16 protein-coding genes and 1 pseudogene are annotated in these 23,562 nt (G+C 71.7%); 12 read left to right on the forward strand and 5 right to left on the reverse strand.

The features are described from left to right. The first annotated feature begins 244 nt into the window (after nt 1–244). The 9 genes from ACN27J_RS32825 to ACN27J_RS32865 all read left to right on the forward strand — a co-directional run bounded on the left by ACN27J_RS32825 (nt 245) and on the right by ACN27J_RS32865 (nt 12,577). On the forward strand, nt 245–1,546 hold the full coding sequence (locus ACN27J_RS32825) for an ABC transporter substrate-binding protein (protein WP_421372034.1): 1,302 nt from the start codon (nt 245–247) through the stop codon (nt 1,544–1,546). Nucleotides 1,547–1,686: 140 nt separating this feature from the next. After that, the gene (locus ACN27J_RS32830) at nt 1,687–2,673 is read left to right on the forward strand and encodes a carbohydrate ABC transporter permease (RefSeq protein ID WP_416555700.1); all 987 of its coding nucleotides are present in this window, start codon (nt 1,687–1,689) and stop codon (nt 2,671–2,673) included. A 6-nt stretch (nt 2,674–2,679) separates the two neighbouring features. Continuing rightward, a complete protein-coding gene (locus ACN27J_RS32835) occupies nt 2,680–3,579 on the forward strand; it encodes a carbohydrate ABC transporter permease (protein ID WP_421372035.1) in 900 nt (299 codons plus the stop codon). Next, nucleotides 3,576–4,997 (forward strand): GH1 family beta-glucosidase, encoded by a 1,422-nt coding sequence (locus ACN27J_RS32840; RefSeq protein WP_421372036.1) that lies wholly within the window; start codon nt 3,576–3,578, stop codon nt 4,995–4,997. The genes ACN27J_RS32835 and ACN27J_RS32840 overlap by 4 nt, the downstream gene beginning before the upstream one ends. Before the next feature lie 85 nt (nt 4,998–5,082). Continuing rightward, a complete protein-coding gene (locus ACN27J_RS32845) occupies nt 5,083–6,129 on the forward strand; it encodes a LacI family DNA-binding transcriptional regulator (protein ID WP_123600762.1) in 1,047 nt (348 codons plus the stop codon). 194 nt (nt 6,130–6,323) lie between these two features. Then, the gene (locus ACN27J_RS32850; protein ID WP_278168208.1) at nt 6,324–7,178 is read left to right on the forward strand and encodes an amino acid-binding protein; all 855 of its coding nucleotides are present in this window, start codon (nt 6,324–6,326) and stop codon (nt 7,176–7,178) included. A 135-nt stretch (nt 7,179–7,313) separates the two neighbouring features. Beyond that, nucleotides 7,314–8,381 carry a GNAT family N-acetyltransferase gene (locus tag ACN27J_RS32855; protein ID WP_421372037.1) on the forward strand — a complete coding sequence of 356 codons (1,068 nt, stop codon included), beginning with the start codon at nt 7,314–7,316 and terminating at the stop codon, nt 8,379–8,381. A 500-nt stretch (nt 8,382–8,881) separates the two neighbouring features. Further along, entirely contained in the window at nt 8,882–11,236 is a 2,355-nt protein-coding gene (locus ACN27J_RS32860) for a glycoside hydrolase family 9 protein (protein ID WP_421372676.1), read from the forward strand. A 156-nt stretch (nt 11,237–11,392) separates the two neighbouring features. Then, complete coding sequence (locus ACN27J_RS32865) at nt 11,393–12,577, forward strand: low temperature requirement protein A (RefSeq protein ID WP_421372039.1); 1,185 nt, start codon at nt 11,393–11,395, stop codon at nt 12,575–12,577. Nucleotides 12,578–12,673: 96 nt separating this feature from the next. Here ACN27J_RS32865 and ACN27J_RS32870 read toward each other — a convergent pair whose 3' ends face one another. Continuing rightward, nucleotides 12,674–13,465, reverse strand: coding sequence for a lysozyme (locus ACN27J_RS32870; protein WP_421372040.1), 792 nt, complete (start codon nt 13,463–13,465; stop codon nt 12,674–12,676). A 32-nt stretch (nt 13,466–13,497) separates the two neighbouring features. Further along, a complete protein-coding gene (locus ACN27J_RS32875) occupies nt 13,498–14,685 on the reverse strand; it encodes a S8 family peptidase (protein ID WP_421372041.1) in 1,188 nt (395 codons plus the stop codon). A gap of 257 nt (nt 14,686–14,942) precedes the next feature. Here ACN27J_RS32875 and ACN27J_RS32880 point away from each other — a divergent pair, with 257 nt between their 5' ends. Beyond that, nucleotides 14,943–19,145, forward strand: a complete 4,203-nt coding sequence (locus ACN27J_RS32880; protein WP_421372042.1) for an AAA family ATPase — start codon at nt 14,943–14,945, stop codon at nt 19,143–19,145. Nucleotides 19,146–19,182: 37 nt separating this feature from the next. Here the strand turns inward: ACN27J_RS32880 and ACN27J_RS32885 are convergent, their stop codons facing one another. Further along, nucleotides 19,183–19,371, reverse strand: coding sequence for a hypothetical protein (locus ACN27J_RS32885; protein ID WP_421372043.1), 189 nt, complete (start codon nt 19,369–19,371; stop codon nt 19,183–19,185). A 10-nt stretch (nt 19,372–19,381) separates the two neighbouring features. Beyond that, on the reverse strand, nt 19,382–20,377 hold the full coding sequence (gene bioB / locus ACN27J_RS32890; protein ID WP_281554119.1) for a biotin synthase BioB: 996 nt from the start codon (nt 20,375–20,377) through the stop codon (nt 19,382–19,384). A 41-nt stretch (nt 20,378–20,418) separates the two neighbouring features. Here bioB and ACN27J_RS32895 point away from each other — a divergent pair, with 41 nt between their 5' ends. After that, nucleotides 20,419–21,558, forward strand: a complete 1,140-nt coding sequence (locus ACN27J_RS32895; protein ID WP_421372044.1) for an 8-amino-7-oxononanoate synthase — start codon at nt 20,419–20,421, stop codon at nt 21,556–21,558. 17 nt (nt 21,559–21,575) lie between these two features. Next, on the forward strand, nt 21,576–22,280 hold the full coding sequence (gene bioD / locus ACN27J_RS32900) for a dethiobiotin synthase (protein ID WP_421372678.1): 705 nt from the start codon (nt 21,576–21,578) through the stop codon (nt 22,278–22,280). 127 nt (nt 22,281–22,407) lie between these two features. On the opposite strand, the pseudogene ACN27J_RS32905 reads toward bioD, so the two are convergent. Continuing rightward, nucleotides 22,408–23,562 (reverse strand): annotated as a pseudogene (locus ACN27J_RS32905) (cytochrome P450); the annotation flags it as partial.

A 23,562-nucleotide genomic window follows, 5' to 3' on the forward strand; every position in this document is an offset into this window, starting at 1 on the left:
AGTAACGAAATGGGAACGCTCCCATCGGCCTCTTGACACCTCCGAAACCTCCCGGCAATCTCATGGGAGCGCTCCCGGCCGGGGTGAGTGAGATCCACGTCACTTGCTTGACCAACCGCGGAGTGCGGTCGTGCAGTGCCCGCTCCCCGGCGACGGACCCCTTTCGCCAACGCAGTTCCCGTTGTCGCGGCGGACACCACACGGTTACCCCCCACCACAGAAAGCGACCTTGAGAGGGGTCAGGATGAGCGTCACGCTCCGGCGGTACGCCGCGGTCGCACTCGCCTCCGCTGTCATGTTGACGGCCACGGCCTGCGGCTCCGACGACGCCGATTCAGATCCGGACGGCCCGATCACCCTGGTCGTCGACATCTTCGGCGACGCAGGCTTCGGATACGACGAGTTGATCGAGCAGTACGAGGCCGACAACCCGAACGTCACCGTTCAGCAGCGAGGCATCGGCCTCGGCCTCGGCGACTACAACACCCGACTCACCCAGCAGATCACCGCCGGCTCCGGCGCCGGGGACGTGGTGGCGATCGAAGAGGGCACGATGTCGCAGTTCTTCGCCCAGGCCGACAAGTTCGTCGACCTCGGTGAGCACGGCGCCAACGAACTCGAGGGCAACTTCCTGCCGTGGAAGTGGGAAGCCGGTGTGCTGCCCGACGGCAAGGTGCTCGGGCTCGGCACCGACGTCGGCGGGATGGCCCTGTGCTACCGCGCGGACCTGTTCGAGGCGGCGGGTCTGCCGACCGACCGGGATGAGGTCGGCGCGCTCTGGTCGAGCTGGGACGACTTCATCGCGGTCGGCCAGGAGTTCAAGGAGGCCACGCCGGACAAGGCGTTCGTCGACTCGGCGACCAGCTTCTACAACCTGGTGCTGAGCCAGATCGCCGGCGAGGGCACCGGGTACACCTACTACGACACTGAGAACCAGTTCGTCATGGAGAGCAACCCGGACGTGAAGGCCGCGTTCGACCTCACCACCGACATGATCGAGGCCGGGCTGTCGAACAACCTGCAGTCGTTCTCCAACGAGTGGAACGCCGGCTTCAAGAACGCCACCTTCGCCACCATCGCCTGCCCGGCCTGGATGACCGGTGTCATCGAGGGCCAGGCCGGCCCGGAGGCCGCCGGCAAGTGGGACATCGCCAAGGCGCCGGGCAACGGCGGCAACTGGGGCGGTTCGTTCCTGGCGGTGCCGACCTCCAGCAAGTACCAGGCCGCCGCCGCCGAGTTGGTCAAGTACCTGACCAGCCCGGAGGGCCACGTCGCCGCCTTCGAGGCGGTCGGCAACCTGCCGTCGTCGCCGCAGGCGCTGGCCGACCCGAAGGTCGCCGAGGCGGTCAACGAGTACTTCTCCGACGCCCCGACCGGCGAGATCTTCGCCGCCGGTGCCAGTGAGCTCAAGCCGGTCTACCTCGGCCCGAAGAACCAGGCGGTCCGTACCGCGGTGGAGAACGCGCTGCGGGCGGTCGAGCAGGGCCAGTCGCCGGAAGAGGGGTGGCAGGACGCCATCACGAACGGCACGGCCGCCGGCCGATAACGCGGTGTCACAACCCGGGTGAGAGATGGCGCCGGCATGACCTGCCGGCGCCATCTCTCCCGCCGCGTCGCGGTGCCAGCGGCGCGTTGACCTCCCTGGCCGACGTCGGCCGGCCGCCGTACAACTGAAGGACTTTCCCGATGAGCCTGGAGCTAGACACCCCCGCGTCGGCGCAGCCACGCGGCCACCGGGCGGGTCCGGCCGGCGGTGGGGCGGCCCGGCGCCGCTCGCTGACCCGACTGGACCTCAAACTCTCCCCCTACCTCTACGTCCTGCCGTTCTTCGTGATCTTCGCGATCTTCGGCGTCTATCCGATCGTCTACACCGTCTGGATCGCGCTGACCGACCGGTCGCCGCTCAACGCCGAGATCAGCTTCGTCGGCCTGGACAACTTCGTCCGGCTGATCACCGACGACCCGCAGTTCTGGAACGCCGTCTACAACACGTTCGGCATGTTCCTGATGTCCACCGTCCCGCAGTTGCTGATCGCGCTGATGCTGGCCAACGCGCTGAACCGGCGGATCAAGGGACAGACGTTCTTCCGGCTGGCCATCGCCATGCCGATCATCACCTCGACCGCGGTCGTCGCCTTGATCTTCTCCATGATCTACGCGCGGGACTTCGGCCTGGTCAACTGGCTGCTGTCGCTGTTCGGCGTCGAGCCGATCGACTTCCGGGCGAGCAAGCTCGGGTCCTGGTTCGCCATCTCCACCATGGTCGACTGGCGGTGGATCGGCTACAACGCGCTGATCTACCTGGCCGCAATGCAGGCGATCTCGAAGGACATGTACGAGGCCGCCGCCCTTGACGGCGCGTCGCGGACCCGCCAGTTCTGGTCGATCACCGTGCCGCAGCTGCGACCCACCATCATCTTCACCCTGATCATCTCGACGATCGGCGGACTGCAGTTGTTCACCGAGCCGCTGCTGTTCACCAGCGGACCCGGCGGCATCTCCGGCGGTTCCCAGGGTCAGTTCCAGACGATCACCATGTACCTGCTCGACGTCATGAACCAGCGGTTCCAGTGGGGCTACGCAGGCGCCGTGTCGCTGCTGCTCTTCCTGCTCATCGCGTTCATGTCGCTGGTCAACTATCTGCTGGCCCGCCGGATCAGCTCGGACAAGTGAGGCGCGATGACCACCGCAACCCTGCAACCCGTGGCCAACAAGCCCAAGCGCGGCAAGGGCCCGTCGTCGACCTCGGAGCGGCTGTTCAAGGCGAGCCCGTTGACCTGGTTCGGCCTGATCCTGGGCGTGCTCCTGTCGTTCTTCCCGTTCTACTGGATGATCGTCATCGCGTCGCGGACCAACGACGCCGCCAACGCCTGGCCGCCGCCGTTCCTGCCCGGCGGCAACCTCGGTGAGAACATCGGCCGGGTGCTCGCCAACCAGGACGCCAACATTCTCAAAGGGCTGATGAACTCGGTCCTGGTGTCCGGCACCATCACCGTGGCGACGGTCTTCTTCGGCTCGCTCGCCGGCTTCGCCTTCGCCAAACTGCGTTTCCGGGGCAAGAACGCACTGCTGCTCATCGTGCTCGCCTCGATGATGATCCCGATCCAGCTCGGCGTGCTCCCGCTCTACATTCTGATGTCCGAGCTCGGCTGGCTGAACCGCATGCCGTCGGTGATCGTGCCGTTCCTGATCGGCGGCTTCGGGATCTTCATGATGCGGCAGTACGCCGAACAGGCGGTGCCCAACGAGTTGATCGAGGCAGCCCGGGTGGACGGCTGCTCCACCTGGCGGATCTTCTGGCACGTGGTCGTGCCGGCGCTGCGCCCGGCGGCGGCGGTGCTCGGTCTGTTGACCTTCATGGAGCAGTGGAACCAGTTCTTCTGGCCGTTCGTGGTCCTCGCCGACCCGACCAACCCGACGGTGCAGATCTCCCTGCGCAGCCTGAACTCGGCGTACTTCGCCGACAATTCCCAGATTTTCGCGGGAACGCTGATCGCGACGCTCCCGCTGTTCGTTGTTTTCATCATCTTCGGCCGCCAGATCATCGGCGGCATCATGGAAGGCGCCGTCAAGTCGTGACCAAAGCAGCAACTCCGCAGACCGCCGAGTTCCGCGAAGGCTCCGGGCAGCTACTCTTCCCACCCGGGTTCCTCTGGGGTGCCGCCACCGCGGCGTACCAGATCGAGGGCGCAGCGAACATCGACGGCCGCAAGCCGTCCATCTGGGACACCTTCAGTCACACCCCGGGCAAGGTGCTCGGCGGGGACAGTGGGGACGTGGCCTGCGACCACTACCACCGTTACCGCGAGGACGTCGGGTTGATGGCCGAGCTCGGCCTCAAGTCGTACCGGTTCTCGGTGTCCTGGCCACGGGTGCAGCCCGACGGGTCCGGCGGGGCCAACCAGGCCGGGCTGGACTTCTACCGTCGGCTGGTCGACGAGCTACTGGCCCAGGGCATCGAGCCGTGGCTGACCCTTTACCACTGGGATCTGCCGCAGCCGCTGGAGGACGCCGGCGGGTGGCCGGCCCGGGACACCGCGGCCCGGTTCGCCGACTACGCGGAGCTGGTGCACGGGGCGCTGGGTGACCGGGTGCGGTACTGGACCACGCTCAACGAGCCCTGGTGCTCGTCCTTCCTGGGTTACGGCTCGGGCGTGCACGCCCCCGGGATCACCGACGGCGCCGACTCGGTCCGGGCCGCCCACCACCTGATGCTCGGCCACGGTCTGGCGGTGCAGGCGATGCGTGCGGCCCGGCCGGACCACGACTTCGGCGTCACGCTCAACCTGTACGCGGTGTCGCCGGAGACGGACTCGGCGGTCGACGTCGACGCGGCCCGGCGCATCGACGGTCTGGCCAACCGGATCTTCCTGGACCCGATCCTGCTCGGGCGGTACCCGCAGGACGTGGTGGCGGACCTGCAGCCGGTGACCGATTTGGCCCACGTCCGTGAGGGTGACCTGGACGTCATCGCCACTCCGCTGAACGTGCTCGGCATCAACTACTACAGCCGGCACGTGGTCAGCGGCGCGCCGGCTCCGGACGCGGCCGACGAACCGTCCTGCTGGCCGGGTAGCGAGCGGATCCGATTTGTCACCCGCGGGCTCCCGGTGACCGACATGGGGTGGGAGGTCGACGCCCCCGGCCTGGTGGAGGTGCTGCGCCGGGTCAACGGCGAGTACCCCGAGGTGCCGATCTACATCACCGAGAACGGCTCGGCCTACGTCGACGACGTCGTCAACGACAAAGTCGATGATCCGGACAGGTTGGCCTATTTCGACGCTCACCTGCGTGCCTGTCACGAGGCGATCTCCCACGGAGTGCCGGTACGGGGCTACTTCGCATGGTCTTTGATGGATAATTTCGAATGGGCCTGGGGCTATTCGAAGCGCTTCGGCATGATCCACGTCGACTACGACACCCAGCTTCGGATCCCCAAGTCGAGCGCCAGGTGGTACGCCGATGTGATCCGACGTAACGGTCTGGCCGCACAATAGGCGTGGTCAGCCAGCAATAACGGGCCGCGCCGGCGCCGGTTCCCTGCAACCGGCGCCGGCGGCCCAAGGGTCGGAGGAACAGACGATGACAACCCAGCGCACCCGGTCACTCGGGCGGCCCACCCTCGACGCGGTTGCCGCGCGTGCCGGGGTCGGCCGGGGCACGGTGTCCCGTGTCGTCAACGGGTCGCCACAGGTCAGCCCCGAGGCGCGGGCAGCGGTCCAGCAGGCGATCGCCGAGCTGGGGTACGTGCCGAACCGGGCAGCCCGGGCGTTGGTCACCCAACGGACCGACTCGGTCGCGTTGGTCGTCTCCGAATCGGAGGAGCGGGTCTTCGGCGAACCCTTCTTCGCCGGGATCGTCCGGGGTATCAGCTCCGGGCTGCTCGACACCCCGATGCAGCTCTGGCTGGCGATGGCCCAGTCACCCGCCGAACGGGAGCGGGTCGAGCACCATCTGACCAACCAGCACGTCGACGGCGTACTGCTGTTGTCGCTGCACGACGCGGATCCGCTGCCGACCCTGCTCGAACAGCGCGGTCTGCCCAGCGTCCTGGGCGGGCGGCCGGCCCGGATGCTGCATCCGGACGCGCGTCCGGCCTACTTCGTCGACGTCGACAACGCCGGGGGCGCCCGGTTGGCGGTCGAGTACCTGCTGGCCGGCGGCCGGCGGCGAGTCGCCACCATCGCCGGCCCGCAGGACATGGGGGTCGGCGTCGCCCGGTTGACCGGCTACCACGAGGCGATCCGGCACAGCGGCCCGCCGGGTGGCGAATCCCTGGTGGCGTACGGCGACTTCAGCGAGGGCAGCGGCACCGCTGCGATGCGCCAGCTGCTGGAGCGTCATCCCGATCTGGACGCGGTGTTCGTCGCGTCCGACCTGATGGCCTGCGGTGCCCTGCGGGCGTTGCGCGAGGCCGGCCGTCGGGTGCCCGACGACGTGGCCGTGGTCGGGTTCGAGGACGCCCCGATCGCCCGGCAGTCCGATCCGCCGTTGACCACCGTCTTCCAGCCGGTGGAGGAGATGGGCCGGCAGATGGCCCGACTGCTGCTGTCCCGGATCCGGCACGATGAGCTGCAGGTCCCGTACGTCCTGCTGGAGACCCACATGGTCGCCCGCGACTCGGCCTGACCGCGCGTCGGCCTGTCAGCGACTCCGCCCGACCGGGTGAAGATCATCCGAACGGGTGATGGCGCAGCATGTCCAACCCTGTTCTCCAGGGGTTTTCCTGCCGAGTCATGTCATCGCAACAGGGATGAAATGGTCATCGGGCAGGCTGGTTGTCGACCGGGGGAGGGGCCGGCCTGCGTTACGGGAGGACTGACATGTTGCTGAGGGTTCGCGTGACCCTGCCGGACCGGCCCGGTGCACTCGGCCAGGTGGCCCGCACACTCGGCGTCGCGGGCGCCGACATCGTCCAGGTGACCGTCCTGGAGCGGCTGGGCGGTCGGGCGGTGGACGACTTCACCGTGGTGTGGCCGGGTGCCGCCCGGGTCGACCGGCTGCTCGCTGGCCTCGCCGCGATTCCCGGCGTCCAGGTCGACGGCGTCTGGCGGGCGATCGGCACACCGGTGACCGGAGGTCAGGACGCCGAACTGCTCGCCCAGGTCGCCGCCAACCCGGTTGACGGCCTGGCCACGCTGGTCGACGCGGTGCCGGGGCTGCTGGCAGCTGACTGGGCGGCCGCGGCCGTGGTGCCGGCCGACTGGGCGATCCGCAGCGCGTCCCGGCCGCCGGCCGGTGCCGCCACGGCGCAGTCCGCCGGGCTGGCCGGGCCGGCTCCGACGCCCGGCGCGGAGTCGCGGTTCGACGGTGGCCAACTGCCCGACGACGACTTCATGACCGGCCTGACCGTGCCGGTGGACGAGTCTCCTACGGGCGGCGAACCGGCCGTCGCCTACGCGAGTTGGCGCGCACCGGTGCCGCTGCGGCTGCCTGAGGTCACACCACTGCGTGCCCGGCCGATGGACGGCCCGGACGGGGTGCGGTACGCCTCGGTGCCGTTCGGCCGGGCCGGCCTGGTGCTGATCGTGTCCCGGGTCGACGGGGACGGTTTGCCGGCAGCCGCGTTCCACGTCACCGAGGTGGACCGGATCGCGCAGCTGGTCCGGGCGGCGACGGTGATCCTGGGCGACCGGTTGGATCTGGTGACCGCCGATCCGGTCGCCGCCAGACGGTGAGACGCAGGTCGCAGACGGCACCGCGAGAAGTCACCGCCGGGCAACCTGAGGGAAACAGCGCGGCGGCAAGGTAGGAAGCGGGCGCAGTGCGGCGCTGACCAAGCGGGCACCGAGCACCTGGGGAGAGGAGCAGCCATGGCGCTGTGGCGGATCAGAGCGACGGTCGACGACCGGCCGGGCTACCTGGCCGTGCTGACCGCCAGCCTGGCCTTGCGCGCGGTCAACATCCTCGCCGTCCAGGTGCACACCACCGAGGCCGGGGCGGTCGACGACTTTCTCGTCGACGCGCCCGACTCGATGACCGAAAAGGATCTCGTCGCGGCAGTGGAGCGTGGCCGGGGCCGGGACGCCTGGGCCACTCGGGCCGAGGCCCGAGGGCTGGCCGACCAGCCCACCCGGGCGCTCGCCCTGGCCAACCGGCTGGTGCGCGATCCGGAGGCGCTCGGAGACGTGCTGCGTACCCTGCTCGGTGCCGGCTCGGTGACCTGGCGGCCGGCACCAGCTTCGCAGGTGGCTGCCCGGTCGACGGACACGATGCGGCTGCCGGATCCGGCCGGCGGCTGCTACGACGTCGTCCGGCGGGAGCCGAGCTTCACCCCTGCCGAGTTCGCCCGAGCGCAGGCCCTGGTCGAGCTGGCGGCGGCGGTCAACCGACGGACCGGCGATCAGGTGACGCTGATGATGCCGGACGGTGCCGAGTTGCTGCTGCGGCCGGCGGTCTCCGACGATCTCAACGCGCTGCACGCGATGGTGGTCCGGTGCTCGCCGGAGAGCCGCACGCCCGGTCTTCTCGCCCGACCGTCCGAGGTCATCGCCGCCCGGCTGCGGCGGATGCTGGAACAGCCCCGGGGGGTGCTGCTTGTCGCGGTCGACTCCAGCGCGGCGGCGGACCGGATCGTCGGTGTTGGGCAGTTGATCGTCGAGGGTGCCCTTGGCGAGGTCGGACTGCTGGTCGAGGACGGGTGGCGCCGACGTGGGGTCGGCACGGCGCTGCTGCGCAGGCTGGCCGGCCATGCCGGTCGGACCGGGCAGGCGGCGTTGGTGGCACACATCGCCGCCGATGATCTCGGCATGCTGCGTACCCTGGCCCGGCTGCACCGGCCGGGTCCGGTCGAGCGCGACGGGGAAATGATGAGCGTCACGGTGCCGTTGGTCGATCGGCCGGTCGACATCTCGGCACCGACTCCCGCCACCACGACCTAGGCGGTTGCCCCGACGTCCCGGTCCTGGTGCGGGTCCGGTGCGTTGGACGCGAGGTCCCGGGTGGCACGGCGGGGTCTCCTCCTGTAGGACGGCAGGAGGAGACCCCGCCCCTTTTCCGGTGCCGGTTGGTCGCGGTTACGGGCTTCCCAAAGCCGGGCCGAGGCGGTTAAATCATCGGTACGCGTGACGATCGTTCCCTGTCGATGGGAGCGCTCCCATCGCGTCGGTGCCGGCTGGCACCGTGACCCTGTGAACCAACAGCCGAGAACCATCAACCGCCTTCTACCGGCTGGCCCCGCACCCCACCGGCGGGCCGGCCGCTGACCGCCGCGACAGCGCGACCGGCATGAGGCGAGGGGCGGATGCGCCCACATCCGCCCCTCGGTGTCCTCCACGACGCGTTGCCGCGCGCGGCTCCACGGACAGGAGCGAGTGTAGTGCGCGCAGACAATCGGCCGGCCGGCCGGACCCGTTGGCGGCGCAGGCTGGCGGCCACCGGCATGGCCATCCTGCTTACCGCCGCAGCCGCGACAGCCGCGGTCCCGCGACCCGGTGCCGCTGCGGCGCCACCGTTCAACTACGGGGAGGCGCTGCAGAAGTCGCTGCTGTTCTACGAGGCGCAGCAGTCCGGCCCGCTGCCGCAGTGGAACCGGGTCTCGTGGCGGGCGGACTCGGCACTCGACGACGGGGCAGACGTCGGCCTCGACCTCACCGGCGGCTGGTACGACGCCGGGGACCATGTCAAGTTCGGATTCCCGATGGCCTTCACCACCACCATGCTGGCCTGGGGTGCGGTCGAATACCGGGCCGGCTACGCCAGCTCCGGGCAACTGCCGCACCTGCTGAACAACCTGCGGTTCGTCAACGACTACTTCATCAAGGCGCATCCGTCGCCCAAGGTGCTCTACGGCCAGGTCGGCAAGGGCGACGACGACCACAAGTGGTGGGGTCCGGCCGAGGTGATGCCGATGGCGCGTCCGGCGTACCGCATCGACGCGACCTGTGGCGGCTCGGACCTGGCGGCCGAGACGGCGGCCGCGATGGCCGCGTCGTCGATGGTCTTCCGACCCACCGATCCGGCGTACGCCGACACCCTGGTCAGCCACGCCCGGCAGCTCTACACCTTCGCCGACACCGTGCGCAAGGCGTACCACGAGTGCATCACCGACGCGACCAGCTTCTACCGCTCGTGGAGCGGATACCAGGACGAACTGGTCTGGGGCGCCATCTGGCTGCACCGGGCCACCGGGGAGGCGTCCTACCTGGCCAAGGCCGAAGCCGAGTACGACGACCTGGGCACCGAGCCGCAGACCGACACCCGGGCCTACAAGTGGACCCTCGCCTGGGACAACAAGCAGTTCGGCGCGTACGTGCTGCTGGCCAACCTGACCGGCAAGCAGAAGTACGTCGACGACGCCAACCGGTGGCTGGACTACTGGACCGTCGGCGTCAACGGCGAGAAGGTGCGTACCTCACCGGGCGGGATGGCGGTTCTCGACACCTGGGGCGCGCTGCGCTACGCCGCGAACACCGCCTTTGCCGCGCTCGTCTACAGCGACAACATCACCGACCCGACCCGCCGGACCCGCTACCACGACTTCGCCGTCCGGCAGATCGACTACGCGCTCGGCGACAATCCGCGCAACTCCAGCTACGTCATCGGGTTCGGGGCGAACCCGCCGCGCAACCCGCACCACCGCACCGCGCACGGTTCCTGGTGGGACAGCATGCAGGTGCCCGAGGAGACCCGGCACGTGCTGTACGGGGCGTTGGTCGGCGGCCCGTCCGCACCGGACGACGCCTACACCGACCGCCGCGACGACTACGTCATGAACGAGGTCGCCACCGACTACAACGCCGGCTTCACCTCCGCGCTGGTCCGGCTGCACCAGGAGTACGGCGGCACGCCGCTGTCGGACTTCCCGCAGCCGGAGACGCCGGACATCGACGAGATCTCCATCGAGACGACCGTCATGCAGAACGAGACCCGGTCGACCGGGGTCAAGGTGATGATCTACAACAAGTCGGCCTTCCCCGCCCAGGCGTTGACCGGCGCGACGTTCCGGTACTACTTCGTCCGCGACGGTGCGGGTGCGCTGCAGGTGAGCAGCCCGTACAGCCAGGGGTGTCCGAAACCCACCGAGGCCCGGCAGCACTCGGGTGACCTGTGGTACGTCGAGGTCGACTGCTCCGGCCAGACCATTGCGCCGGCCGGTCAGTCGGCCCACCGGATGGAGGTGCAGTTGAAGATCGGGGTGGCCGAGGGCGGCACCTGGGATCCGGCGAACGACCCGTCCTACCAGGCGGCCGCCGGACCGAACCGGGCGGTCCCGCTCTACGAGTCCGGCACCCTGATCTGGGGACAGGAGCCGGATGGTCCGTCACCGTCGCCCACCCCCACGCCGTCGGTCTCCCCGACCCCGTCGCCGTCACCGTCCGTCTCGCCCACCCCGTCGCCGTCGGTCTCCCCGACCCCGTCGCCGACTCCCACCCCGACCGGGTCACCGTCGCCCACCCCGACCGGCGGCCCGCCGGTGCTTGGCTGCCGCGTCGACTACACCACCAACGACTGGTCCACCGGGTTCACCGGATCGGTGACGATCACCAACACCGGTGCGTCGACGATCGACGGGTGGACGCTGCGGTTCACGTTCCCGGGCAGCCAGCAGGTGACCCAGGGCTGGTCGGCCAGTTGGTCGCAGAGCGGCAACCAGGTCAGTGCCGGCAACGCCGCCTGGAACGGCAGGCTGGCGCCCGGCGCGAGCACCAGCATCGGCTTCAACGGCACCCACTCCGGCAGCAACCCCCGGCCGACCTCGTTCACGGTGAACGGCCTGGCCTGCACGGCCGGCTGACCTCGGCTGGTTGACCTGCGGTGACCGGCCCGGCCAGGGCCGGGCCGGTCACCGCGATCGGGCCGGCGACCGCCGACCGAGGCCGTACGCTAAGACCGATATGTCGCCCAGTTTGTCTACCGGTGCCGACCGGTCGGCTCGTTACCCGGTGCGGTCGTGACGGCGGCCGGCGACCCGCGCGGCCTGCTCCGGGGCGAGCAGGCACCGCGGCGCGCCACCTTCCTGGAGCTGTACTTCGACCTGGCCTTCGTGGTCGCACTCGCCCTGCTGTCGGAGACCCTGGCCCGGCGGCTGAGTCCGTTGGGCGTCGTCGAGGCGGCGATCCTGCTGCTCGCCGTCTGGTGGGTATGGGTGGTGACCACCCTGGTCACCGATCTCTACAACCCGCAGAGTCGGTCCATCAGGGTGGTCACGGTCGCGATCATGTTCGGCGTGCTGCTGATGACGGCGGCGCTACCGGCAGCGTTCGAGGACCGTGCGACCATCTTCGTCGGCGCGTACCTGGCCATCCATCTGGGCCGCGGCCTGTTCTTCTTCTTCGCACTGCACGACCAGATGGCCCGGCAGCGCGCGGTGCGGATCTGGGGCTGGTTCGCCGTCTCGGCGGTACCCTGGCTGGCCGGTGTCCTGGTCGACGAGACCGCCCGGGTGACGCTGTGGGGTGTCGGGCTGGCCGTCGACTACACGGTTTTCGCGCTCGGCTACCCGGTGCCTGGTCGGGGGCGGATCCCGGCCACCCAGTTCAACCCGACCGCCGAGCACATGGCGGAGCGGTACCACCAGTTCTTCATCATCGCCCTGGGCGACATCATCCTGGTGGCCGGGCTGGCGTCCAGCCGCACCGAGGTCACCCCGGGCAGCGCCGCCGGGTTCGTCGTGGCCTTCGCCAGCGCGACCATCCTGTTCCGGATCTACGTGCACTGCGCCGGGGCACGGCTGACCGAGGCGATCGAGGCCGCCCGCAACCCGGGGCGGTTCACCCGCTCCGCGCCGTACACCCATCTGCTGATGATCGCCGGCGTGGTGGCCACCGCGACCAGCGCGAAGTTCATCATCGAGCGCCCGGCCGACCCGGTCCCGGTCAACTGGCTGGCCATCATGATCGGTGGACCGGTTATCTTCCTGCTGGGCCGCAGCAGACTCGAGTACGAGGTGTTCGGCCGGGTCGCCTGGCCGCTGCTGGCGGGTGTGCTCCTGTTGGCGTTGACCGGACCGGCGCTGCTGACCCGGCCGGCGCTGCTGGTCGCGATCTGCGCCAACCTGGTGCTGTTGGTGATCATCCTGTTCGACCTGGCGCTGCATGGCCGACGCAACCCGGTGCCGCCCGCTCCGCCGCTGTGACCACCGGTGCCGGCACCCGGGCGACGGCTGCCGGGCCGGGCAGGTCGCTGGCCCCGGCATGGACCATGCGGGTCCGGCCGGGGCCAGCGAGCAGGGTCAGCCGTTGGCCAGCGCCACCAACCGGGCGCGGGTGCCGTTCCAGTGGTTGCGGTCGACCGCGCCGGAGACGCCGGGGACGCTGCCGCTGGCCGTGTACTGCCAGAACGACCAGTACGGTGCGCCGGCCGGCAGGGTGCCAGGGCTGCTCGCCCACCGGGCCAGCCACAACGGGTGGTTGCTCCACGGTCCGGTCCAGTTGCCGGTGCAGCTGCTCCACCAGCTGGTGGTGGTGTAGATGACGGCGTACCGTCCGGTGCGCGACCGGTAGGTGTTCAGGAAGCTGCTGATCCAGTTCCGCATCGCCGACTGGCTCAGCCCGTAGCACATCGCGCCGTACGGGTTGTGCTCGATGTCCAGCGCGGCCGGCAGGGTCCGGCTGTCCGCTGACCAGGCGCCGCCGTTGCTGGCCAGGTAGTTGGCCTGGACCGAGCCAGAGGACCGGTCCGGCAGCGCGAAGTGGTACGCCCCCCGGATCACCCCGGCGTTGTACGCGGCGACGTAGTTGGTGTTGAACCGGGGATCCTTGTAGCTGGTGCCCTCGGTGGCCTTGATGTAGGCGAACTCGATGCCGCTGTTGCGCACGCTGGTCCAGTTGATCGAGCCCTGCCAGTGTGAGACGTCGATGCCCGGGGTGGTGGCCGCCTGCGCCGGTGCCGCGGTGCCGGCGACCAGCGCGGCGGTGGTCAGGATCAGCGTCAGACCGGTGGCCAGCAGCCGGCGGGCGGTGCCGCGGCGGCCGGTGGCGTTGCCGGTACGGGTGGGCGGGTGCGTGTTGACGGTCGTTGCCATCGTCTGTTCCTCCTCGCGGGTCGATCCGGCGGTCAGCCGGCGCAGTAGACGAGCCGGTTCGGGCTGCCCGCCCCGGGGTTGGTGACGACACCGGGGGTGGCGTTGCGGATCAGGTAGCCGCCGACCTGCGCGGCACTCCACGACGGGTTTCTGGCGGCGACCAGTGCCGCGCAGCCGGTGACGTGGGCGGTCGCCATCGAGCTGCCGCTGAGCACCCGGATCGCGGAGTTGTCGGTGTGCCAGGTCGAGGTGATGCTCATCCCGGGCGCGAACAGGTCCAGGCAGGGGCCGTAGCTCGCCGAACTCATCCTGGCGTCGGTGATCGTCGTGCCGGCGACGGTCAACGCCTCCGGCACCCGGGCCGGTGAGGTGTTGCAGGCACTGGTGTTGGAGCCGCCGGCGGCCACCGCGTAGGTGACGCCGGATCGGATCGAGTTGACGACCGCGGCGTCCAGCGTGCTGCTGGCACCGCCGCCGATCGACATGTTGGCGACGGCAGGCTTGACCGCGTTGGCGGTCACCCAGTCGATTCCGGCGATCACCCCGGAGATCGATCCCGAGCCGCTGCAGCTGAGCACCCGTACCGGCACCAGCTGGACCGCCTTCGCGACGCCGTACGCCCTGCCGCCGATCGTTCCCGCGACGTGGGTGCCGTGGCCGTTGCAGTCGTCGGCTGGGCCACCGTCGATCACGTCGAAGCCGGTGCTGACCCGGCCGGAGAAGTCGCTGTGGGTCCGGTGAATTCCGGTGTCGATGACGTAGGCGTGCACGTTGGGCGCGGTGGTGGGGTAGGCGTAGCGGTTGTCCAGCGGCAGGTTGCGCTGGTCGATCCGGTCCAGCCCCCAGGACGGCGGATTCAGCTGGACGCCGGCGGTCAACGGCGTGACGGTGTGGTCCTGCTCGACGTAGGCGACGGCCGGGTGGGCGGCCAGCCTGCGGGCGGCGGTGGCGCTCATCCGGGCGGTGAAGCCGTCGATGGCGGTGTCGAACACGTGCTGCACGGTGGCGCCGTACCGGTCGGCGAGCCGCCGGGTCGTCGGCGCGGTGGCCGCCTCGTCGTCCAGCACCACGATGTAGCTGTCCGGGATGGCGGTGGTGCCACCGGCCCGGCGGATCTCGCCGAGTGGTCCGGCGGCCTGGGCCGCTGCCGGCCAACTGACCAGCGCCAGCAGCGCGGTCAGCCCGGCGGTGAGAGTTTTCCGGGTTGCGGAAATGGTCACAGGACGTCCCCTTCGACAGGTCTGGCCCGCCCCACCCGCGTCGACGTCGGGTGGGCCGAGCTTCACTCCCTACTCTCTTGCTAGGAGTAGCCGTCTAGATACCCATCATCATGGATATCTAGTTGACGTTATGGTGCCGTCCGGGTGCATGGCGCGGCAGGCGATGGTCGGCGGCCGCCGCGCTGCGGCGCGTCTTCGCCGCCTGCGGGCACGGCTGCTGTTCACTGTGTAACGACGAATGGGCGAGGAGGACGGGCATGGCCGATCAGGACGGCGCCGCTGCGGGCGATGCCGCCGGCTCCGACGGTGCCGGCTCGGGCGATGCCGGACGGGCCGGCGACGCCACGGCACGGGCCCGACGCGGGGTACGTGACTGGGTCCGGGCCGCCGCACGGCGTTCCGGGGCACGACTGAGCGACGCCACCCCGTACGGCATCCTCGCCTTCCTCACCGCCTCGGCGCTGGCGCCGATCGCCACCGGGATCGGCTCCGGCGGGCTGCTCGCAGCAGCCGTCGAACAACTCGGCCAGATCGGCGGCGGCTACCTGTCCGAGGCGCTGGTCGACACCGCCGACCGGATGCGCGGCCGGCGGGCCACCGAGGCACAGTGGCGCGAGGCGTTGGCCGAGGAACTCCTGGCCCGACTCGCTGACGAAGGGGAACAGTCCCAGGCGATCCGCGCCGAACTCGGTGAGTTGCTGCGGGGCATCGACGCGGTCGAGGTGGCGCTGGCCGCCGCGGCCGAGACCGACGCACAGCTGCGCGACGACCTCGCCGCCATGTTCCAGGCCCTCGGCCACGACGTCGGCGCGCTGCGGTGGATGCTGACCGACGTCCACCGCGTGCTCGGCGAGGTCCGCCGCGAACTGGCGAAACGTAGCCATGAGCAGCGCGTCGAGATGGACCGGGTACGCCGGCAACTGCTCACCATCACCCAGCTGAGCAGCCGGGTGCAGGCGGCCGCCGAACCGCAGGTCGCACCGGACCGGCCAGACCCCGGGCCGGACGCAGCCGACGACCCGGTGTGCCCGTTCCCCGGGCTGGCCGCCTTCGAGCCGGAGGACGCTCCCTGGTTCCACGGCCGGCAGGAGCAGATCGCGCAGGTGCTCAGCCGCCTCGCCGAGCAGGCTATGGGCGGTCCACCGCTGATCGTCACCGGGGTGTCCGGGGTCGGCAAGTCGTCGGTACTGCGCGCCGGGGTGCTGCCGACGATCGCCGCCGGTGCCCTCGGCCCGGCGGACCGGTGGCCGTGGCTGCTGATGACCCCGGGCGTCCGGCCGCTGGACGAGCTCGTCGACCGTACGCTCGTCGCCGCCGGAGCGGACGCCGCGGACCTGCCGGCGGCGCGGGTGCACGCGGCCCCGGAGCTGTTCGGTGCGCTCGCCGCCCGGACCGCGCCCGTCGACGGTCGGCTGGTGATCGTGGTGGACCAGTTCGAGGAGCTGTTCACCGAGTGCGCCGATCCGGCCCACCGGCTGGCCTTCGTGACCGCGCTGGCCGCCGCCGCGCCGGCCGTCGTGGTGATCGCGGTTCGCGCCGACTTCTACGCCGACTGCGCCGAACTGCCGCCGCTGGCGCATGCGCTGGCCGCCGGGCATCTGGTCCTCGGTCGGATGGACGCCGATCAACTGCGTCGCGCGGTGACCGAGCCGGCGGCGCGGGCCGGTCTGGAGATCGAACCCGGGCTGGTCGAGTTGCTGCTCACCGACCTGAACGCGACGGCACCCGCCGGCTACGACCCGGGGGCGCTGCCGCTGCTCGGTCACGCCCTGCGGGCGACCTGGCAGCGGCGCGACGGGCGGCGGCTGACCGTGGCCGGCTACCGGGCCACCGGCGGGATCCGCCGCGCCGTTGCCGAGTCGGCCGAGCGGATCCACCTCGACCTGGATCCCGCCGGCCGCGCCGCGCTGCGGACCGCGATGCTGCGCCTGGTCACCGTCACCGACACCGGGGCGGTGGCCCGCCGTCGCGGTGCCAGCCGGCTGTTCGACGCCGACCTGCTTGCCCGGCTGGTCCGGGCCCGGCTGGTCACCGTCGCCGCCGACACCGTCGAGATCAGCCACGAGGCGCTGCTGACCAACTGGCCGCGCCTGGACAGTTGGCTCGCCGAGGCACGGGACGAACTGATCCGGCGGCAGCGGCTGACCGTCGCCGCCGAGGACTGGCAGACCGCCGGCCGCGATCCCGACCTGCTGTTGCGCGGCACCCGGCTGGCGCTGGTGCGCGACCAGGTGGACCGCAACGACCTGTCCGCGACGGAGGTCGACTTCCTGTCCGCGAGCGTGGCAGCCGCCGAGGCCGCCGAACTGGCCCGGCTGCGCGGCGTACGGCGGCTGCACCGGCTGACCGTGGGTCTCGCGGCGGCACTGCTGCTCGCCGTCGCTGGCGGGCTGGTCGCGGTGAACCGACAGGCCGCCGCCGAGGACCAACGCCGGCAGGCGACTTCCCGACAGCTGGCCGCCGAGTCGCAGATCGCCGCAGCCGCCGACGACGACCTGCTCGCCGTCGGCAGGGCGCTGGACGCCTGGGACCAGGCACCCACCGTCGAGGCGTACGGTGCGCTGCTGTCCGCGCAGGCGGCGGGGACGATCGGGCCGCTGGGCACCGCGCCTGGCGGGCTGTCCACCGCGGTCAGCCCGGACGGTACGGCGGTGGCGGTGGGACACCAGGACGGTGTGGTCCGGCTCTGGGACGTCGCCACCCTGCGCCAGCGCGACCTCGAGCTGCGGCACGCCACCGACGTCGGTGTGGTGGCACTGGCCTTCTCACCGGACGGCCGGTTCCTCGCCTCCGGCTCGTTCAGCCGAGACGGTGTCCGGATCTGGGACGTGTCGACCGGTCAGTTGCGGTACACCCTGCCGGCGGTCGGCGCGCTCGGCTGGCTGCCCACCGGCGCCACGGTCGTTGCCGGTCGACTCGGCACCGACCTGTCGCCCGAGTTGCAGGTCGGCGGCTGGTCGGCGACCACTGGCGAGCTGCAGTGGTCGCTGCCGACCGGGATGCTCGGCTACGACCTGACCGTCAACGCCGACGGTACGCTGCTGGCCGTCGCCAACCCCACCGACGGTGACGTCCAGGTCTGGCAGTTGACCGACCAGACCCTGATCCGCAGCCTGCCCGCCGCCCAACAGGTGGCCTTCGGCCCGGACGACGTGCTGGTGACCAGCGGGCCCGACGGGGCTTTGAACAGCTGGTCGGTGTCGTCCGGCGAGCGCACCGCCCTGCCGGCCGGGCCGTTTCGCGCCGCGGTGCCGCTCGCCGTCACCCCGGACGGTTCGCTGCTGACCACCGGCGGGTGGCGTACCGGTCGGATCGACAGTTGGGCGTTGACCACCGGGGTGGTCTCCTCGGCCTACACCGGCTACGGCGGCCGGGTCGTCGCCGACGTGGCGGTGGCCGCCGACGGCCGGACCGTCGCCGTCACCGGACCGGACGCCCCGACCGTGCTGTTCCGGCGCACCGGGGTGCTGCTGCGGCATCCGCAGTCGGTCCAGTTCGTCGCGGTCGACCCGGCGGCGGACCGGGTCGTCACCGCTGCCGGCGACGACGTGGTGCGGATCTGGGACCTGGGCACCCGCGCCGTGCGGGCCACCGTCCGCGCGTTGGACACCGTCACCGGGGTCGCGGTCGCCGGTGACGGCACGTTCGCGGTCAGCACCACCGGCAGCGGCGTGCTGCGCTACACCGTCGCCGGTGAACCGGTCGGGCACGACACCGCCGCCGGGCGGGACGGCTGGACGACCAGACATCCGGCGTACTCGCCGGACGGACAGCTGCTCGCCGTCGCCGTGCTCGACCCGGCCGGCGAGGACGGCGGGGTGCTGGTCTGGCGGCTCGACCGGGACGCCGAACCGACCTTCCTGCCGACCGGTGGCGCGGTGAGCGCACTGGGCTTCGGCGCCGACGGGACCACGCTGTTGGCGACCGCCAACCACGGCGTGGTGAGCGGCGACGAGACGGTGGTGCGGGCCGAGCTGAGATCCTGGCACACCGCCGACCTGTCCGGCAGGGACCGGGCGGTCATCGCGGACCTTCAACTGACCGACCTCGCGGTCAGCCCGGACGGACACCTGGTCGCGGTGGCCCGCAGCAACGGTCAGGTCGAGCTGCGCACCGTCGCCGGACTGGACCTGATAGACACAGTGGACACGCCCACTACCAGGCTGTCCGCGGTGGCCTTCAGTCCGGACGGCGGGCGGCTGGTCACCACCGCCGTCAGCGACGACCTGGTCCGGGTGTGGCAGGTCGACAGCGGGGAGCTGACAGCGGTGCTCGTCGGGCACGTCGACAACGTCAACGCGATCGCGTTCACCCCCGACGGTCTGCTGCTCAGCGGTTCGACCGACACCTCGGCCCAGGTGTGGGACCTCGACCCGGACCGGGTCGCGGCCCGGCTCTGCGCCGTGGCGACGCCAGCGTCCCGTGCGGTCGGCGACGAGCCGCCGCGTCGGTGTCGATGACCGGCCCGGTTGCCGCAGACCAGCACCGCCGGGCGGGTCAGCTCGGCCGGACCTCGCCGTGCTCGACGCACCGCGCCGACCAACCGGCCGGTAGCACCTGCACCTTCATCCGCCGTCGGCACCTGGTACAGAAGCGGGGCGGCTCCCAGGCCCGCGCCGCGGCGCAGCCGTCGTGGTTGCCGGTGCTGGTTCCGGCACCGCACCGGTCGCACCAGATCGCCTGCACGCCCGGCCGCTCAGATCGTCGCCGACAGCGCCTTGACCGGCATCTTCAGGTCGTCCAGCAGCGCCAGGTCCTCCGTCGCCGGGCGGCCCAGGGTGGTCAGATAGTTGCCGACGATCACCGCGTTGATGCCGCCGAGCAGCCCGTCCCGGGTGCCCAGATCACCGAGAGTGATCTCTCGGCCGCCGGCGTACCGCAGAATTGTTCGTGGCATAGCCAGCCGGAAGCCGGCGATGGCGCGCAACGCGTCCCGGGCCTCGACCACCGGACGGTCACCCAGCGGCGTGCCGGGCCGTGGGTTGAGGAAGTTCAGCGGCACCTCGTGCGGGTCCAGCGCGGCCAACTGCGCGGCGAACTCGGCCCGCTGCTCGATCGTCTCACCCAGCCCGAGAATGCCGCCGCAGCACACCTCCATGCCGGAATCGCGCACCATCCGCAGCGTCTCCCACCGCTCCTCGAAGCTGTGCGTCGTCACCACGTTCGGAAAGTAGGAGCGGCACGTCTCCAGGTTGTGGTTGTACCGGTGCACCCCCATGTCGACCAGTTCGTCGACCTGCTCCTGGGTCAGCATCCCGAGCGACGCCGCGACCTGGATGTCCACCTCGGCCCGGATCGCGGCGACACCGTCGCGCATCTGCCGCATCAGCCGGGCGTCCGGCCCGCGCACCGCCGCAACGATGCAGAACTCGGTGGCCCCGGTCGCCGCCGTCTGCTTCGCCGCCTCGACCAGCGACGGGATGTCCAGCCACACCGCCCGTACCGGCGAGGCGAACAGGCCGGACTGGGAGCAGAAGTGGCAGTCCTCCGGGCAGCCGCCGGTCTTGAGCGAGACGATCCCCTCCACCTCGACCTCCGGCCCGCACCAGCGCATCCGCACCTCGTGGGCGAGTTGCAGCGCGGCCGGGACCTGCTCGTCGGGCAGCCGCAGCACGGCGAGGACCCCGGCCTCGTCCAGGCCGACGCCACGCTCCAGGACTTGGGCGCGGGCTAGGTCGAGGATGTCGGACATGGTCGTACCCTACAAGGCGGCGCGAACGACGAGGGGGACCCGTGGCGGACTGGTTGGACGGCCTGCGGCGGCGGGCCGAGCTGCGGGCCAAGGCCGGGCTGGCCCGCGAGCTGCGCCCCCGTACCGCCGACGACCCGCTGACCGACCTGGCCGGCAACGACTACCTCGGGCTGGCCACCCACGCCGAGGTGGTCGCGGCGGCGGCAGACGCCCTGCACCGGTACGGCCTCGGCGCCACCGGCTCGCGGCTGGTCCGTGGCTCCACCGACGCGCACGCCGCGCTGGAGACCGACCTGGCCGACTGGCTCGGCGCCGACCGGGCGCTGGTCTTCTCCTCCGGCTACCTGGCCAACCTCGGCGCGGTACGGGCGCTGGTCCGGCCCCGTACCCTGCTGGTCTGCGACGCGCACAACCACGCCTCGCTGATCGACGGCGGCCGGCTCGCCGGCGCGCAGACCGAGGTCGTCGCGCACGCCGACCCGGGCGCCGTGGACGCGGTGCTGGCCGACCACCCCGGGCGGCCCGCGGTGGTCATCACCGAGTCGGTCTTCTCCGTCGACGGCGATTTGGCGCCGCTGGCCGCGCTGCACGCGGTCGTCCGCCGGCACGGTGCGCTGCTGCTGGTCGACGACGCGCACGCGCTCGGTGTCATCGGGCCGGCCGGTGCCGGCGGCGTCGCCGCAGCCGGGCTCGCCGGCCAACCCGACGTGGTGGTCACCGCCACCTTGTCCAAGGCGCTCGGCGGTGCCGGGGGAGTGCTGGCCGGGCCGCAGCCGCTGATCCGGCACCTGGTCGACACCGGGCGTACCTTCATCTTCGACACCGCGCTCGCCCCGGCGGTCGCCGCCGGGGTACACGCCGCGCTGACGCTGGCCCGCGACGGGGCGCGGCTGCGGGTCGAACTGACCGACCGGGTCGCCGCCGCCGTGGGCCGGTTCACCGGTGCCGGTCTGGACGTCGGCGGGCCGCCGGCCGGTGGGGTGGTGTCGATCGGCGCGCCCGGGCCGGAGACCGCGCTCGCCTGGGCGCGGGACTGCCGCGACCGGGGGGTCGCGGTCGGCTGCTTCCGACCACCGTCCACCCCGGACCAGCGGGCCCGGCTGCGGATCACCGTCAACGTCGGGATCCCCCGGGCCGACTTCGACCGGGCGCTCGACGTGATCGTGGAGTGTGCGCCGTGACCGGCTGGCACGGTGCGGTGGTCGTCACCGGCACCGACACCGGCGTCGGCAAGACCGTGGTGACCGCGGCGATCGCCGCCGCCGCCCAGGCCGCCGGCCTGCGGGTGGCGATGGTCAAACCAGGCCAGACCGGCACGGCGACCGGCGAGCCGTCGGACGCCGACGTCGTGACCCGGCTGGCCGACCCGGCCACCGTACGCACCATCGCCAGCTATCCCGAGCCGCTGGCCCCGCTGGCCGCCGCCCGGGTCGCCGCAGCCGAGCCGCTGGAGCTGTACGCGGCCGTCGACGCGGTACGCGAGGAGGCCGACAAGCACGATCTGGTGCTGGTCGAAGGGGCCGGCGGGCTGCTGGTGCCGATGGGGCTGCGACCGTCCGGCGAGCCGTGGACCATCGCCGACCTGGCGGTGTCGCTCGGCGCGCCGGCGGTGGTGGTGTCCCGGGCCGGGCTGGGCACCCTCAACCACACCGCGTTGACCCTGGAGGCGCTGGACCGCCGGGCGGTCCCCGCCGGCGTGGTGCTCGGCGCCTGGCCGGCCGAGCCCGAACTGGTGCACTGGGCGAACCTGAGCGAACTGGTCCCGACCATGGTCGGCGCGGTGCCCGATGGCGCCGGCGCCCTCGAACCGGGGGTGTTCCGCCGCTCCGCACCCGGCTGGCTGACCCCGGCGCTGTACGGCGTACTGGACGACTGGCGGGCGTGGGCGGACGAGACCAGTTGATCACCCCGCCTCGCGCGGGTCAGCGTCAGCCCGCCGGGGTGGTGTCCGGCGGCGGCCGGGTGTCCGGCGGCGGCAGCGTGTCCGGCGGTGGCAGCGTGTCCGGCGGTGGCCGGGTGTCCGGCGGCGGCCGCCGGATCACCAGCGCGTCCGGCATCCGGAACGACAGGTTGTCCGGTGACCACGGCGCCCGGACCACCTCGGCGCCGGTGAGCAGCGGCACCGCCTGCTCGACCACCACCGCCGTCTCCATCCTGGCCAGCTGCGCCCCCACACAGCGGTGCGCCCCCGCGCCGAAGGCCAGATGCCGGCGGGAACCCGGCTGACCGGGGACGAACTGGTCGGTCCGCGCCACCACGGCCGGATCCCGGCCGGCCGCGGCCAGCCAGAGCACGATGCTCGACCCGGCGGGCACCGGCACGCCGGCCACCGTCGTGTCGAGCGCCGCCCGCCGCCGCCAGGTGACGATCGGCGGCACCAGGCGCAGCCCCTCCTCGACCACGTCGTCGACGTCGACCGAGCCGTCGGCGAGCCCGGCGAGCACCGCCGGCTCACCGGCCAGCCGGTGCAGCAGCAGCGTCAAAAACTGCGAAGTGGTCTCCTGCCCGGCGACCAGCAGGAAGAACAGCGCCCCGACCACCGAGTCGGCCGGCTGCCCGGCGTCGCGCAGCGACTTCGCCAGCCCGCCGCCGGTCGCCGCGAAGTCGCGCAGCACGGTGTGGAACCGGCCCACCGTGTGGGCCAGCTCGTGCTGTCGGTTGGTGTCGACCGGAGCCCAGAACAGCTCCAGCGCGGCGCGGGCGAACCGCTTCACCGTGTCGGTCGCGGCCGGCGGCAACTGCACCAGCCGGGCCAGCACCAGCAGCGGCAGGTCGGCGGCCAGCCCGGCGTACAGGTCGACCCGGCCGCCGGCGGCCAGCGTGGCGGCCAGCCCGGCCACCCGCTCGCGGACCAGCCCGGCCAGCCAGTCCCGTTGGGCGGCGACCCGGGTCGGGTGCAGCGCCTCGGCGACCACCGCCCGGATAGCCGGATGGCTCGCGGTGCCGTTGTTCGCCAGCGTCGGCGGCAGCCGGAAACCGTACGAGGCCAGCACCCGCAGCGCGGTGACCGGCACCGGGGTGACCGCGTCCAGGGCGTTGTCCGGCCGGAAGGTCGCCGGATCGGCGAGCACCTGACGGACCAGGGCGTGTCGGGTCACCAGCAGGTGCGGGGCACCGGTGTGGTCGGCGACCCGGACCACCGGCGGCCACTGGTCGTCGACCGTCTCCCAGTTGCGGAACAGCAC

It is taken from the genome of Solwaraspora sp. WMMB762, from assembly GCF_049179115.1.
In the GTDB taxonomy this organism is placed as follows: Bacteria; Actinomycetota; Actinomycetes; order Mycobacteriales; family Micromonosporaceae; genus Micromonospora_E.

Excerpts from the sequence above, each read along its gene's own strand:
- ACN27J_RS32825 (WP_421372034.1), top strand. The coding sequence starts at position 245 with ATGAGCGTCACGCTCCGGCGGTACGCCGCGGTCGCACTCGCCTCCGCT.
- ACN27J_RS32830 (WP_416555700.1), top strand. The coding sequence starts at position 1,687 with ATGAGCCTGGAGCTAGACACCCCCGCGTCGGCGCAGCCACGCGGCCAC.
- ACN27J_RS32835 (WP_421372035.1), top strand. The coding sequence starts at position 2,680 with ATGACCACCGCAACCCTGCAACCCGTGGCCAACAAGCCCAAGCGCGGC.
- ACN27J_RS32845 (WP_123600762.1), top strand. The coding sequence starts at position 5,083 with ATGACAACCCAGCGCACCCGGTCACTCGGGCGGCCCACCCTCGACGCG.
- ACN27J_RS32850 (WP_278168208.1), top strand. The coding sequence starts at position 6,324 with ATGTTGCTGAGGGTTCGCGTGACCCTGCCGGACCGGCCCGGTGCACTC.
- ACN27J_RS32855 (WP_421372037.1), top strand. The coding sequence starts at position 7,314 with ATGGCGCTGTGGCGGATCAGAGCGACGGTCGACGACCGGCCGGGCTAC.
- ACN27J_RS32860 (WP_421372676.1), top strand. The coding sequence starts at position 8,882 with ATGGCCATCCTGCTTACCGCCGCAGCCGCGACAGCCGCGGTCCCGCGA.
- ACN27J_RS32870 (WP_421372040.1), bottom strand. The coding sequence starts at position 13,465 with ATGGCAACGACCGTCAACACGCACCCGCCCACCCGTACCGGCAACGCC.
- ACN27J_RS32880 (WP_421372042.1), top strand. The coding sequence starts at position 14,943 with ATGGCCGATCAGGACGGCGCCGCTGCGGGCGATGCCGCCGGCTCCGAC.
- bioB (WP_281554119.1), bottom strand. The coding sequence starts at position 20,377 with ATGTCCGACATCCTCGACCTAGCCCGCGCCCAAGTCCTGGAGCGTGGC.